Here is a 13,541-nt window from a genome sequence, read left to right as displayed (position 1 = left end):
TGGCAGCTGCGGCCCTAGGCTGACCACCCCTTCAGCCATGCCACGGGATCACCCGATTCATGCCGCGCCCCTTCGCTCGTCTGCCCGAACCGCTCGCCTTTATCCGTCACTTCACCCCCAACTGGTTCGCCATGACCATGGGCACCGGCGTGCTGGCGCTGGTGCTGGTCCATCTGCCGTGGCAGCTGTCGGGCCTGTATGCGCTGGGCGAAGGCTTGTGGCTGTTCGGCGTGGCGCTGTTCGCGCTGTTCAGCCTGCTGTTCGTGCTGCGCCTGGCGCTGTTTCGCGACACCCTATGGCCGATGCTGCTGCACCCGGTGCAGTCGATGTTTCTCGGCGCCATTCCCATGGGCCTGGCCGTATTGCTCAAAGGCCTGCTGCTGTTCGGCGTGCCGCGCTGGGGCGAGGCCGTCTATGCGCTGGCGCATGCCCTGTGGTGGCTGGACGCCGCGTTGGCGCTGCTCGGCGCGCTGCTGGTGCCCTACCTGATGTTCACCCGGCAGAACCATGCGCTGGAGAAGCTCACCGCCGTCTGGCTGCTGCCGATCATCGCCCCGGAGGTGGCGGCCAGCACCGCCGGCTCGCTAGCGCCGCACCTGGCGGCGGAGCAGGCGCAGCAACTGCTGGTGGTCGGCTTCGTGCTCTGGGGGGTGTCGCTGTCGCTGGCCTTCTCGCTGATCACCCTGGTGCTGCTGCGCCTGGCCCTGCACAAGCTGCCGGACACCGACTTCGCCGCCACCAGCTGGCTGCCGCTGGGGCCGCTGGCCACCGGCTGCCTCGGCCTGCTGAGCATGGGCCAGGCAGCGCCCATGGCCTTCGCCGGCACGCCGCTGGCCGGCGCCGCCGAACTGGCGCGCGACCTCGGCCTGCTCGGCGGCCTGGCGCTGTGGGGCGCCGGGCTCTGGTGGCTGGTGATCGCCAGCCTGTTCACCCGTCACTACATCCGCGACAACATGCCGTTCAACCTCGGCTGGTGGGGTTTCACCTTCCCGCTGGGGGTGTTCACCCTGGCCACCTTCGAGCTGCAGGCGCTGACCGGCCTGGCCTTTTTCGCCCTGATCGGCCTGGTGCTGACGGTGCAACTGAGCGCGGTCTGGTCGCTGGTGTTGAGCCGCACCCTGGCCGGTGTCTGGCACGGCGAACTGTTCCAGGCGCCCTGTCTGAGTGGTCCGGGCAGCCCGGCGGTGAGCGTATTGAGCGAGCAGGCGGGCTGATTCGGCGCGATCTGCGACCATCTGTCATTGCCCCGCGGGGGCCGGCTGGGCGAAAATGGCCGCCTTTTTCGCCCCTTCATCAAGAAGCAGCCCCCGTAGGAGATTTCAGCGATGCCCAGCCGTCGTGAGCGAGCCAATGCCATCCGTGCCCTGAGCATGGATGCCGTGCAGAAAGCCAACAGCGGCCACCCCGGTGCCCCCATGGGCATGGCGGACATCGCCGAAGTGCTGTGGCGCGACTACCTCAAGCACAACCCGAGCAACCCGAATTTCGCCGACCGCGACCGCTTCGTGCTGTCCAACGGCCATGGTTCGATGCTGATCTACTCGCTGCTGCACCTGACCGGCTACGACCTCGGCATCGACGACCTCAAGCAGTTCCGCCAGCTGCACAGCCGCACCCCGGGCCACCCGGAATACGGCTACACCCCGGGCGTGGAAACCACCACCGGCCCGCTCGGCCAGGGCATCGCCAACGCCGTCGGCTTCGCCATCGCCGAGAAGGTGCTGGGCGCGCAGTTCAACCGCGACGGCCACCAGATCGTCGACCACTTCACCTACGCCTTCCTCGGCGACGGCTGCATGATGGAAGGCATCAGCCATGAAGTCTGCTCGCTGGCCGGCACCCTCGGCCTGGGCAAGCTGATCGCCTTCTACGACGACAACGGCATCTCCATCGACGGCGAGGTCGAGGGCTGGTTCACCGACGACACGCCCAAGCGCTTCGAGGCCTACGGCTGGCAGGTGATCCGCAACGTCGACGGCCACGACGCCGAAGAGATCAAGATGGCCATCGACACCGCGCGCAAGAGCGCGGACCAGCCGACCCTGATCTGCTGCAAGACCACCATCGGCTTCGGCTCGCCGAACAAGCAGGGCAAGGAGGAGTGCCACGGCGCGCCGCTGGGCAATGACGAGATCGCCCTGACCCGCGCCGCCCTGGGCTGGAACCATGGCCCCTTCGAAATCCCGGCCGAGATCTATGCCGAGTGGGACGCCAAGGAAGCCGGCGCCGCCGCCGAGGCCGCCTGGAACGAGAAGCTCAAAGCCTACGCCGCCGCCCATCCTGAGCTGGCTGCCGAGTTCAAGCGCCGCATCAGCGGCGAGCTGCCGGCCGATTTCGCCGCCAAAGCCGCCGCCTATATCAAGGATGTGGCCGAGAAGGGCGAGACCATCGCCAGCCGCAAGGCCAGCCAGAACGCGCTGAACGCCTTCGGCCCGCTGCTGCCGGAATTCCTCGGCGGCTCGGCCGACCTGGCCGGTTCCAACCTGACCCTGTGGAAGGGCTGCAAGGGCGTGACCGAAGAGGACGCTGCCGGCAACTACCTGTTCTACGGCGTGCGCGAATTCGGCATGAGCGCGATCATGAACGGTATCGCCCTGCACGGCGGCTTCGTGCCGTACGGCGCGACCTTCCTGATCTTCATGGAATACGCGCGCAACGCCGTGCGCATGTCGGCGCTGATGAAGCAGCGCGTGCTCTACGTGTTCACCCACGACTCCATCGGCCTCGGCGAGGACGGCCCGACCCACCAGCCGATCGAGCAGCTGGCCAGCCTGCGCGGCACGCCCAACCTCGACACCTGGCGCCCGGCCGATGCCGTGGAGTCCGCCGTGGCCTGGAAGCACGCCATCGAGCGTAATGACGGCCCGTCCGCGCTGATCTTCAGCCGCCAGAACCTCCCGCACCAGGCGCGCGACGCCCAGCAGCTGGGCGATATCGCCCGTGGCGGTTACGTGCTGAAAGACTGCAGCGGCGAGCCGGAACTGATCCTGATCGCCACTGGCTCCGAGGTTGGCCTGGCCATGCAGGCCGCGGCCAAGCTGCAGGAGCAGGGCCGCCAGGTGCGCGTGGTGTCGATGCCGTCGACCAGCGTGTTCGACCAGCAGGACGCCGCCTACAAGCAGGCCGTGCTGCCGCTGCAGGTCGGCGCGCGCATCGCCATCGAGGCCTCGCACGCCGACTACTGGTACAAGTACGTCGGCCTGGAAGGTCGCATCATCGGCATGACCAGCTTCGGCGAGTCGGCGCCGGCGCCGGCGCTGTTCGAGCATTTCGGCTTCACCGTCGAGAATATCGTCGCCACCGCCGACGAGCTGCTCGACGCCTAAAACCGTAGGGTGGACATGCCGCAGCGCGGCTTGTCCACCACGAATCCGATGAACAAGCTGCGGTGGACAAGGCTGCGCCATGTCCACCCTACGCAGGTTATCGAGACAGACCCATGCCCAATCGCCCCTACCGCGTCGCCCTCAATGGCTATGGCCGCATCGGCCGCTGCGTGCTGCGTGCCCTGCACGAGCGCGGCGCCGGGGCGGGCCTGGAGATAGTCGCGCTGAACGACCTGGCCGATCAGGCCAGCATCGAATACCTGACCCGCTTCGACTCCACCCACGGGCGTTTTCCCGGCGAGGTCAGGGTCGACGGCGACTGCCTGCATATCAACGGCGACTGCGTGAAGGTGCTGCGCCAGAGCGAGCCCGGGGCCGTCGACTGGGCGGCGCTGGATATCGACCTGCTGCTGGAGTGCTCCGGCGCCTACCACAGCCGCGCCGACGGCCAGCGCTTCCTCGACGCCGGCGCGCCGCGGGTGCTGTTCTCCCAGCCCATGGCCGGCGAGGCCGATATCGACGCCACCGTGGTCTACGGGGTCAACCAGGCCTGCCTGACGGGCGCCGAGCGACTGGTATCCAACGCCTCCTGCACCACCAACTGCGGCGTGCCGCTGCTCAAGTTGTTGAACGAGGCGGTGGGGCTGGAGTATGTCTCCATCACCACCATCCACTCGGCGATGAACGACCAACCGGTGATCGACGCCTATCACCACGAAGACCTGCGCCGCACGCGCTCGGCCTTCCAGTCGGTGATCCCGGTTTCGACCGGGCTGGCGCGCGGCATCGAGCGTCTGCTGCCGGAGCTGAGCGGGCGCATCCAGGCCAAGGCCATTCGCGTGCCGACGGTCAACGTCTCCTGCTTGGACATCACCCTGCAGACCGCGCGTGATACGTCCGCTGAAGAGATCAACCGGGTGCTGCGTCAGGCGGCGGAAAGTGGCCCGCTCAAGGGGCTGCTGGCCTACACCGAGCTGCCGCACGCCAGCTGCGATTTCAACCACGACCCGCACTCGGCCATCGTCGACGGCAGCCAGACCCGCGTGTCCGGCCCGCGCCTGGTCAACCTGCTGGCCTGGTTCGACAACGAGTGGGGGTTTGCCAACCGCATGCTCGATGTCGCCGAACATTTTCTCGCTGTATCCACTTCCTCCGTACAACCAGCCCCCGTGAAGGACTGATGCCATGACCGTTCTGAAGATGACCGACCTCGACCTCGCCGGTAAGCGCGTGCTGATCCGCGAAGACCTCAACGTCCCGGTGAAGGACGGCGTGGTCAAGAGCGATGCGCGCATCCTCGCCGCCCTGCCGACCATCAAGCTGGCGCTGGAGAAGGGCGCGGCGGTGCTGGTCTGCTCGCACCTGGGCCGTCCAGAAGAGGGCGTGTACAGCGAGCAAGACAGCCTGGCGCCGGTCGCCGCCTACCTGAGCCAGGCGCTCGGCCGCGAGGTGCCGCTGGTCAAGGACTACCTCGGCGGTGTCGAGGTCAAGGCCGGTGAGCTGGTGCTGCTGGAGAACGTGCGCTTCAACCAGGGCGAGAAGAAAAATACCGACGAGCTGGCCCAGCAGTACGCGGCGCTGTGCGACGTGTTCGTGATGGACGCCTTCGGCACCGCCCACCGCGCCCAGGGTTCGACCCATGGCGTGGCCAAGTTCGCCAAGGTCGCCTGCGCCGGCCCGCTGCTGGCCGCCGAGCTGGACGCCCTGGGCAAGGCCCTGGACAAGCCGGCCCGGCCGATGCTGGCCATCGTCGCCGGCTCCAAGGTGTCGACCAAGCTCGACGTGCTCAACTCCCTGGCCGATATCTGCGACTCGCTGATCGTCGGCGGCGGCATCGCCAACACCTTCCTCGCCGCCGCCGGCCTGCCGGTGGGCAAGTCGCTGTACGAGGCCGACCTGGTCGACACCGCCAAGGCCATCGCCGCCAAGGTCAGCGTGCCGCTGCCGGTGGACGTGGTGGTGGCCAAGGCCTTCGCCGAAGATGCCGAAGCCACCGTCAAGGCGGTCAAGGACGTGGCGGAGGACGACATGATCCTCGATATCGGCCCGCAGACCGCGGCGATGTTCGCCGAGATGCTCAAGGCCTCGCAGACCATCCTGTGGAACGGCCCGGTCGGCGTGTTCGAGTTCGACCAGTTCGGCAACGGCACCAAGGCCCTGGCCTTGGCCATCGCCGAGAGCCCGGCGTTCTCCATCGCCGGCGGCGGCGACACCCTGGCGGCCATCGACAAGTACGGCGTGGCCGAGCAGATCTCCTACATCTCCACCGGCGGCGGCGCCTTCCTCGAGTTCGTCGAGGGCAAGGTGCTGCCGGCCGTGGCAGTGCTGGAGCAGCGAGCCAAGTAAGCCACGGACGTCGTAGGGTGCGCCGTGCGCAGCAGAGAGGCGCTATCGTTTCACGGTGCGCACGGCGCACCCTACGGCAGGGGATTAAACCCTGGCGTGATCGGGCGGTCTGTTACAACTGGAACAAGCGCACAAGGAGTCACGCCATGGTCAAGTTAGCCGCGTTGGGCATCATCGGGATTTTCCTCGCCGGCTGTGCCGGTGGACGGGAGCAGGCCTGCGAGGTTTTCAGCCCGGCGCCGATCGACCTGCCGACCACCCAGGACGATCGGCGCATCGAAGGGCAAAGCAGTGGCGACCCTACCGGCACGGTGCCGGAGCAGCGCTGCTGACAGGGAGCGATACATGGATACGAGGATTCTTGCCGCGCTGGCGGCTGTGGCACTGGCGGGTTGCAGCAGCCAGCCGCAGGCGCCGGATCAGTGGACCCGCTGGGTCTGCGACAGCCAGGCTGAGGTGCAGTGGCGCTTCGCCAATGGCGACTCCGATCAGGTCGATCTGCGCCTGGGTGGCGACGATATCGTCTACCGCCTGAGCCAGGAGCCAGCGGCCTCCGGCGCCCTGTACAGCGACGGTCGGCTGTCGTTCCACAGCAAGGGCGAGGAAGGCCTGGTCTACTGGACCGCGACCGACGACCTGATCGGCCGCGGCTGTAAGGCACCGTAAAAGTAGCCCGGATGCAATCCGGGAGCGCCGGCTCGGCATGTTCCGGGCCAGAGATTGAAAGGCCTCGCCAGGCGCGAGGAGCGGGGTGAGGGCGACCCCCTGTCCCGCGAAACTTGAACAACGCCGGCCCCTGCGGCAGGCTTGCACGATTAACGACCTCCAAACCGGGAGACAGTAACACCATGGCACTTATCAGCATGCGCCAGATGCTCGACCACGCCGCCGAATTCGGCTACGGCGTGCCGGCCTTCAACGTCAACAACCTCGAGCAGATGCGCGCCATCATGGAAGCCGCCGACAAGACCGATTCGCCGGTCATCGTCCAGGCCTCCGCTGGTGCCCGCAAGTACGCCGGTGCGCCCTTCCTGCGTCACCTGATCCTGGCTGCCATCGAAGAATTCCCGCATATCCCGGTGTGCATGCACCAGGATCACGGCACCAGCCCGGACGTGTGCCAGCGCTCCATCCAGCTGGGCTTTTCCTCGGTGATGATGGACGGCTCGCTGAAGGAAGACGGCAAGACCCCGGCCGACTACGACTACAACGTCCGCGTGACCCAGCAGACCGTGGCCTTCGCCCACGCCTGCGGCGTGTCGGTGGAAGGCGAGCTGGGCTGCCTGGGCAGCCTGGAAACCGGCATGGCCGGTGAGGAAGACGGCGTCGGCGCCGAAGGCGTGCTCGATCACAGCCAGCTGCTGACCGACCCGGAAGAAGCCGCCGACTTCGTCAAGCGCACCCAGGTCGACGCCCTGGCCATCGCCATCGGCACCAGCCACGGCGCCTACAAGTTCACCAAGCCGCCGACCGGCGACGTGCTGTCGATCGAGCGCATCAAGGAAATCCACAAGCGCATCCCCAATACCCACCTGGTGATGCACGGCTCCTCCTCCGTTCCGCAGGAGTGGCTGAAGGTGATCAACGAGTTCGGCGGCGACATCAAGGAAACCTACGGCGTGCCGGTCGAGGAAATCGTCGAAGGCATCAAGCATGGCGTGCGCAAGGTCAATATCGACACCGATCTGCGTCTGGCCTCCACCGGCGCCATCCGTCGCATGATGGCCGAGCACCCGAGCGAGTTCGACCCGCGCAAGTTCTTCGCCAAGACCATCGTCGCCATGCGCGACATCTGCATCGCCCGCTACGAAGCCTTCGGCACCGCCGGCAATGCCTCGAAGATCAAGCCGATCTCCCTGGAAGGCATGTACCAGCGTTACGCCAAGGGCGAGCTGAACGCCAAGGTGAATTAACAGCAGCGGCAAGCTGCAAGCCACAAGCTGCAAGCAAATTAAGGCCGACGCGCTTTTACTTGTGGCTTGAAGCTTGCGGCTTGTAGCTGCCCTGGCAGGTAAAACCCTGTAAAACACCCGGGCCATGGCGGTCGGCGGGCTGCGCCATAATTCCCGCACTGTCGTTCCGGGATCCCCGCTGCCCATGTCCAGCACGCCGCGCCTGTTGCTTGCCTTCGTTCTTGCCGTGGCGCTGGCCGCGCTGCTCGCTTCGATCTTCCAGACCCAGTCCAACCTCGCCGCCCTGCAGGCGCTCGGTGCGCCGATGCCATTGGACGTGCGCCTGGGCACCACCTGCCTCGACCTGCTCGGCTTCGCCCCGACCTTCGCCCTGCTCGCCGCCCTGGGCTTTGCCTTCGCCCTGCCGCTGGCGCAGTGGAGCGCGCGGCGCCTGCCGCGGCTGCGCTGGGCGATCTTCGTCGGCGCCGGCGCCGCGGCGATCTGGCTGGCGCTGGCCCTGGCCAATGCGCTGGCGCCGATGCCGACGCTGATCGCCGCCGACCGCGATCCGCTCGGCACCCTCGGCCTGATGGCCTGCGGCAGCGCCGGTGCACTGCTGTTCGGCCTGCTCGGTCGGCGCGCACGCTACCGCAGGCAACCGACCCCATCCGCTTCCCCGTGACAAGGCCCAGCCCATGTTGAGACCCCTTCGCGCGCTGCTGCTCGGCGCCCTGCTCGTCGGCGCCCCGGCGCTGGCCCAGGACTACCGCATCGAGACCTTCGGCGAAGGCCTGGAGCATCCCTGGTCGCTGGCCTTCCTGCCGGACGGACGCCTGCTGGTGACCGAGCGGGTCGGCCGCCTGCGCATCGTCGAGGCCGACGGCAGCCTCGATCCGCAGCCGGTGGCGGGGTTGCCGGAGATCTTCGTCGCCGCCCAGGCCGGGCTGATGGAGGTGGCGCTCGACCCGGACTACGCCGCTAACCGCTGGCTCTACCTGAGCTACGCGCACGGCTCGCTGGAGGCCAACAACACCCGCCTGGCCCGCGCGCGCCTGGTGGACGACGAGCTGCACGACTTCGAGGTGCTGTTCACCGCCGCGCCGCTCAAGGCCGGCGCCGCCCACTACGGCGGGCGCATCGCCTTTCTCGCCGACCAGAGCCTGGTGCTGACCCTGGGCGACGGTTTTGACTGGCGCGAACAGGCGCAGAACCCGGCCAACCACCTGGGCAAGATCGTCCGCTTGAACCGCGACGGCAGCGTGCCGCAGGACAACCCGCTGGTGGGGCAGGCCGGCGCCGCGGCGGAGATCTACAGCCTCGGCCACCGCAACGTGCAGGGCATCGTCTTCGATGCCGAGAGCGGCCGCCTGTACAGCCACGAACACGGCCCGCGCGGCGGCGACGAACTCAACCTGATCGAGCCCGGGCGCAACTACGGCTGGCCGTTGGCGACCTTCGGCATCGACTACACTGGCGCGCGCATCAGCCCCTACACCGAGCTGCCGGGGCTGACCCCACCGCTGCTGCACTGGACGCCCTCGGTGGCGCCGTCGAGCCTGACCCAGTACCGCGGCGCGCTGTTCCCGGAATGGCAGGGCGACCTGTTCGCCGCCACCCTGGTCGAGCGCAGCGTGCGCCGCATCCGCCTGCACGACGGCATACTGGCCGGCGAGGAGAGCCTGTTCGAGGAGCTCGGCGAGCGCATCCGCGACGTGCGCGTCGGCCCCGACGGCGCGCTCTACCTGCTCACCGACAATGCCGACGGCCGGCTGCTGCGGGTGCTGCCGAGCGAGTGAGGCGAGTTACACTGACGACCCTTTGCCGCGCAGGACCTCGCCGTTGAAATACCTCCAGGGCTACCCCGCCGCCGTCCAGCAGCAGGTGCGCCAGCTGATCGCCGACGACCGTCTGGGCGACTACCTGGCCCAGCGCTACCCCGGCCGCCACCAGGTGCAGAGCGACAAGGCGCTGTACGGCTACGTGATGGAGCTCAAGCAGGAGCACCTGAAGAACGCCCCGGCCATCGACAAGGTGCTCTACGACAACCGCCTCGACCTGACCCACCGCGCCCTGGGCCTGCACACGGCGATCTCGCGGGTACAGGGCGGCCGGCTCAAGGCGAAGAAGGAGATCCGCGTCGCCGCGCTGTTCAGGGACGCCGCGCCGCCGTTCCTGCAGATGATCGTGGTGCACGAGCTGGCGCACCTGAAGGAGGCCGAGCACAACAAGGCCTTCTACAAGCTGTGCGACCATATGCTGCCGGGCTACGCACAGATCGAGTTCGACCTGCGCCTGTACCTGACCTGGCGCGAGATGAGCGGCTCGGGGGCGTAGGTTGGCGCTGAGCGCAGCGAAGCCCAACGGGGAGTGCGCAGCACTCCGCCCGACGATCCGCAGTACGCCGCCCGACGATCCGCAGCACTCCGCTCGACGATCCGCAGCACGCCGCCCTGCGAGCGCCGCGGCCAACGACCCGCCGCAGCCGTTGGGCTTCGTCGCAGGCTCCTCAGCCCAACCTACGGATGCCTGACCTGGCGCGAGATGAGCGGCTCGGGGGCGTAGGTTGGCGCTGAGCGCAGCGAAGCCCAACAGGGAGTGCGCAGCACTCCGCCCGACGATCCGCAGCACTCCGCTCGACGATCCGCAGCACGCCGCCCGGCGAGCGCCGCGGCCGACGACCCACCGCGGCCGTTGGGCTTCGTCGCAGGCTCCTCAGCCCAACCTACGGATGCCTGACCTGGCGCGAGATGAGCGGCTCGGGGGTAGGTTGGTGCTGAGCGCAGCGAAGCCCAACGGGGAGTGCGTAGCACTCCGCCCGACGATCCGCAGTACGCCGCCCGGCGAGCGCCGCGGCCGACGATCCACCGCAGCCGTTGGGCTTCGTCGCAGGCCCCTCAGCCCAACCTACGAGGCTACGAGGCGACGCGTCTTCGGCGTAGCCCGGATGCCATCCGGGGCAACGGGGCCTGGCAATCCGCTTCAGCCGCGCAGCAGCACATTGAGCTGATCGACCACCTCGGCCCAGTCGGCGTCCTCGAGGATTTCCTCGCGCAGGAAGGCCGCCTGCGCCGGGCTCCAGAACGCGGCGTCGGCCAGCTGGCGCTCGGCTGGCAGCGGCGCGTGGGTGCGGATAAAGGTCTCGATGCTGGCCGTGTCGTGGGCCAGGCCGAGTTGCTTGAACAGCGCGGGCAGGTCGTGGATCGGGGTTTCCATGGCGGTCTCCTCTGGCGGGTGTCGGCTCGTCTAGCAACCCTAGCCCAGATAGCCCCCGCTCACTCGACCGCCAGTACCTCGAACCACTGCATGCCGCCGGCCACCGGCAGGCGCACCTCGTCGCCCGGGCCCTTGCCGAGCAGGGCGCGGCCCAGCGGTGCGGCGCTGCCCAGCACCTGGATCTCCAGGCCCTGCTGCTGCAGCTTCATGCTCGCCCCCTGCGGGCCGAGAAACAGCCAGCGTTCGCGCTCCTGCGCGTCGACCAGCTGCACCAGCGCGCCGAGGGCGATGCCCTGCGCCGCGTCGAACGGCCGCGGGCGCAGCTGGCGCCAGGTGATCAGGGTCTGGCGCAGCTCTTCCACCCGGCGCGCCTGGCCGCTGGCCAGGTAGGCGGCCTCCAGGCCAAGGGTGTCGTACTTGTTCTCGGCCACGTTCTCTTCGTGGGTGGCCGCCTCGTGGGCGGTCTGCGCGGCGTGCTGGGCCTGCTGCAGGTCGGCCTGCAGCTGCGCCAGCACCTGTTCTTGCAGGAGGTTCTTGTCCATGGCCGGCTAACCCTTGTCCTGGCGCAGATGGGCACCCAAGGTGCGCAGCGGTGCCAGCTGGCGGCAGATCAACGCCAGCTGGGTCTGCACCAGGCGCTGGCGTTCGTCGGCGTCCTCGGCGAGCTGCTCCAGTTCCTGCGCCAGCGCCTGTTCGGCGTCGCTGTGGATCGCCAGCGGGCGTTCGCCGCGCAGGCCGGCGGCGATCTCGTCGAGGCTTTGCGCGAGGGTCTCGGCCTGCTCCAGCAGGCGCGCCTGGGCCGCCTGCGGCAGCTGTTCGCCGCGGTGCGCGCCGAGCCCGGAGAGGTAGCTGAGCAGGGTGTGCGAGAGCACCAGGAAGCGAAAGCCCAGGTCCGCGTCCTTACGGAAGTGCCCCGGCTCCATCAGCATGTTGCCGAGGGTGGTGGACAGCGCCGCGTCGGCGTTGTGCGCGTTGCGCCGGGCCAGGCGGTAGCCGAGGTCGTCGCGCTTGCCGCGGGCGTACTGGGCGATGATCTGGCGCAGGTAGGCGCTGTTGCAGCTCAGGGTGCCGGCGAGCATGCGCCCCAGGCGCCGGCCCTGCCAGTCCGGCAGGATCAGGAACACCGCCAGGCCGGCGATCAGGCCGCCGAGCAGGGTGTCGACCAGGCGCGGCAGGAACAGGCCGTAGCCGTCGCCGATCTGGTTGAAGCAGAACAGCACCAGCAAGGTGATCGCCGCGGTGGCCAGGGTGTAGCGCGTGCTGCGGGTGGCGAAGAAGGCCACCCCGGCGACCACGGCGAACAGCGCCTGGATGCGTGGGTCGGGGAACAGGTCGATCAGCGCCCAGCCGAGTCCCAGGCCGAGCAGGGTGCCGGCGATGCGCTGCACCAGCTTGAGGCGGGTGGCGCCGTAGTTCGGCTGGCAGACGAACAGGGTGGTGAGCAGGATCCAGTAGCCCTGGGTCGGGTGGATCAGGTGCAGCAGGCCATAGCCGGCGGCCAGGGCGACGGACAGGCGCAGGGCGTGGCGGAACAGCAGCGAGGTGGGCGTCAGCTGCTGGCCGATACGCTCGGCCACCTCGCGCAGCGAGTGCGGTTCGCGGTCGAGCAGGCTGCTGTCCTGCTCCTCGGCCAGGGCGTCGGGGTTGCTGGCGTTGCTCAGCAGCTGGTCGAGGCTGGCCAGGTTGCCGGCCAGGGCGCCGAGCGAGCGCAGCAGGCGGCGCCAGGCCGGGTTGCTCTGCAGGTGCAGGTGATCGAGCGAGGCGTGCAGGTCCTCCAGGGCCTGGCTGCACAGCTCGCGGTACTCGAACGGCTGGCGCAGCTCGATGGCGCCGGCCAGGCGTTGGCAGGCCTCGCCGTGCAGGCGCAGCAGGCGCTGGCAGCGAAACAGCACGTCGCTGTGGAAGAAGGCCTCGGCCAGCTCGTTGTAGGGGTAGTGCGAGGAACTGGCGCGCTCGTGAATGTCCTGGGCGAGGAAATACAGCTTGAGGTAGCGGCTGACCTTGGGCCCCGGACGGCCGTCGCCGACGCGGTGGAGGATGATCTCCTTGGCGGCGTTGAGCGCCGACACCACCCGGCCGTTCTGCCTGGCCAGCTCCAGGCGCCGCGCCTCGACGTCGAGCTGGCGCAGCGGCTCGAACAGCGCGGCCTTGAGCTTGAGGTAGCGGCCCAGCTCGCGAAACAGCCGGGCCAGGCTGTGCTGCAGCGGCTGCTGGGCGAACAGCGCGTGCCAGATCACCGACAGCAGGCCGTACCAGGCGGCGCCGGCCACCAGCAGCAGCGGCTCCAGCCACAGGCCGGCGATGCCGCCGCGCTGCTCGACGCCGATCATGCTGTACACGGCGAGGATCAGGGTGCCCGAGCCGAGGGTGGCGAAGCGCTCGCCGAGCGCGCCGAGCATGGTCAGGGCGAAGGCCGACAGCGCCAGGGCGACGACGAACAGCCAGGGGTAGGGGAACAGCCACTCGACCGCGTAGGCCGCCGCGCTGAAGCAGCAGAGGGTGACCAGCACGGTGCCCAGGCGACCCTGCCAGCTGTCGTCGGTCTCGGTCAGGGCGCTGGCGATGATGCCGAGAAACAGCGGGATCAGCCCGTGCATCCAGCCCTGCCACCAGCACAGCGCCAGGGCCCCGGCCAGGGCGATAAATACCCGCAGGCTGGCGCTGAACTTGTCCAGCGCCCAGAGGCGGCGCAGCGATTGGCGAAGGCGGGGGCGGGGCATGGGCGGCCTGGTCGGGAAAGATGCGAGCAGCCTACCGGAACTGG

Annotated in this window: 13 protein-coding genes; 10 read left to right on the top strand and 3 right to left on the bottom strand. The window is 68.7% G+C overall.

Going from position 1 to position 13,541, the window contains the following annotated elements:
- Positions 1–59 precede the first annotated feature (59 nt).
- The 10 genes from ACIGKL_RS11485 (at position 60) to ACIGKL_RS11440 (ending at position 9,898) form a co-directional block, all read left to right on the top strand.
- On the top strand, positions 60–1,214 hold the full coding sequence (locus ACIGKL_RS11485; protein ID WP_397486757.1) for a TDT family transporter: 1,155 nt from the start codon (positions 60–62) through the stop codon (positions 1,212–1,214).
- Between the two features lie 111 nt (positions 1,215–1,325).
- Positions 1,326–3,326, top strand: a complete 2,001-nt coding sequence (tkt, locus tag ACIGKL_RS11480; RefSeq protein WP_397486756.1) for a transketolase — start codon at positions 1,326–1,328, stop codon at positions 3,324–3,326.
- A gap of 113 nt (positions 3,327–3,439) precedes the next feature.
- The gene (epd, locus tag ACIGKL_RS11475; protein WP_397486755.1) at positions 3,440–4,507 is read left to right on the top strand and encodes an erythrose-4-phosphate dehydrogenase; all 1,068 of its coding nucleotides are present in this window, start codon (positions 3,440–3,442) and stop codon (positions 4,505–4,507) included.
- Positions 4,508–4,511: 4 nt separating this feature from the next.
- The gene (locus tag ACIGKL_RS11470) at positions 4,512–5,672 is read left to right on the top strand and encodes a phosphoglycerate kinase (RefSeq protein WP_397486754.1); all 1,161 of its coding nucleotides are present in this window, start codon (positions 4,512–4,514) and stop codon (positions 5,670–5,672) included.
- A gap of 146 nt (positions 5,673–5,818) precedes the next feature.
- Positions 5,819–6,004, top strand: a complete 186-nt coding sequence (locus ACIGKL_RS11465) for a hypothetical protein (protein WP_021446164.1) — start codon at positions 5,819–5,821, stop codon at positions 6,002–6,004.
- Between the two features lie 13 nt (positions 6,005–6,017).
- Positions 6,018–6,338 carry an MliC family protein gene (locus tag ACIGKL_RS11460; RefSeq protein WP_397486753.1) on the top strand — a complete coding sequence of 107 codons (321 nt, stop codon included), beginning with the start codon at positions 6,018–6,020 and terminating at the stop codon, positions 6,336–6,338.
- A gap of 182 nt (positions 6,339–6,520) precedes the next feature.
- On the top strand, positions 6,521–7,585 hold the full coding sequence (fba, locus tag ACIGKL_RS11455; protein WP_397486752.1) for a class II fructose-bisphosphate aldolase: 1,065 nt from the start codon (positions 6,521–6,523) through the stop codon (positions 7,583–7,585).
- A 184-nt stretch (positions 7,586–7,769) separates the two neighbouring features.
- Complete coding sequence (locus tag ACIGKL_RS11450; RefSeq protein WP_397486751.1) at positions 7,770–8,246, top strand: hypothetical protein; 477 nt, start codon at positions 7,770–7,772, stop codon at positions 8,244–8,246.
- A gap of 13 nt (positions 8,247–8,259) precedes the next feature.
- Complete coding sequence (locus ACIGKL_RS11445) at positions 8,260–9,360, top strand: PQQ-dependent sugar dehydrogenase (RefSeq protein WP_397486750.1); 1,101 nt, start codon at positions 8,260–8,262, stop codon at positions 9,358–9,360.
- A gap of 22 nt (positions 9,361–9,382) precedes the next feature.
- A complete protein-coding gene (locus ACIGKL_RS11440; protein WP_397486749.1) occupies positions 9,383–9,898 on the top strand; it encodes a YgjP-like metallopeptidase domain-containing protein in 516 nt (171 codons plus the stop codon).
- Between the two features lie 645 nt (positions 9,899–10,543).
- Here the strand turns inward: ACIGKL_RS11440 and ACIGKL_RS11435 are convergent.
- The 3 genes from ACIGKL_RS11435 to yccS are packed head-to-tail and all read right to left on the bottom strand — an operon-like array spanning position 10,544 to position 13,497.
- Positions 10,544–10,777, bottom strand: a complete 234-nt coding sequence (locus ACIGKL_RS11435) for a DUF2789 domain-containing protein (protein ID WP_397486748.1) — start codon at positions 10,775–10,777, stop codon at positions 10,544–10,546.
- 59 nt (positions 10,778–10,836) lie between these two features.
- Entirely contained in the window at positions 10,837–11,319 is a 483-nt protein-coding gene (locus ACIGKL_RS11430; RefSeq protein WP_397486747.1) for a GreA/GreB family elongation factor, read from the bottom strand.
- 6 nt (positions 11,320–11,325) lie between these two features.
- Positions 11,326–13,497: a YccS family putative transporter gene (gene yccS, locus ACIGKL_RS11425; protein WP_397486746.1), complete on the bottom strand. Its 2,172-nt coding sequence runs from the start codon at positions 13,495–13,497 to the stop codon at positions 11,326–11,328.
- Positions 13,498–13,541: the final 44 nt, after the last annotated feature.

It is taken from the genome of Pseudomonas sp. NPDC077186 (assembly GCF_044543505.1).
GTDB lineage: Bacteria > Pseudomonadota > Gammaproteobacteria > Pseudomonadales > Pseudomonadaceae > Aquipseudomonas.
This window is presented reverse-complemented; position numbering and strand designations above follow the sequence as displayed.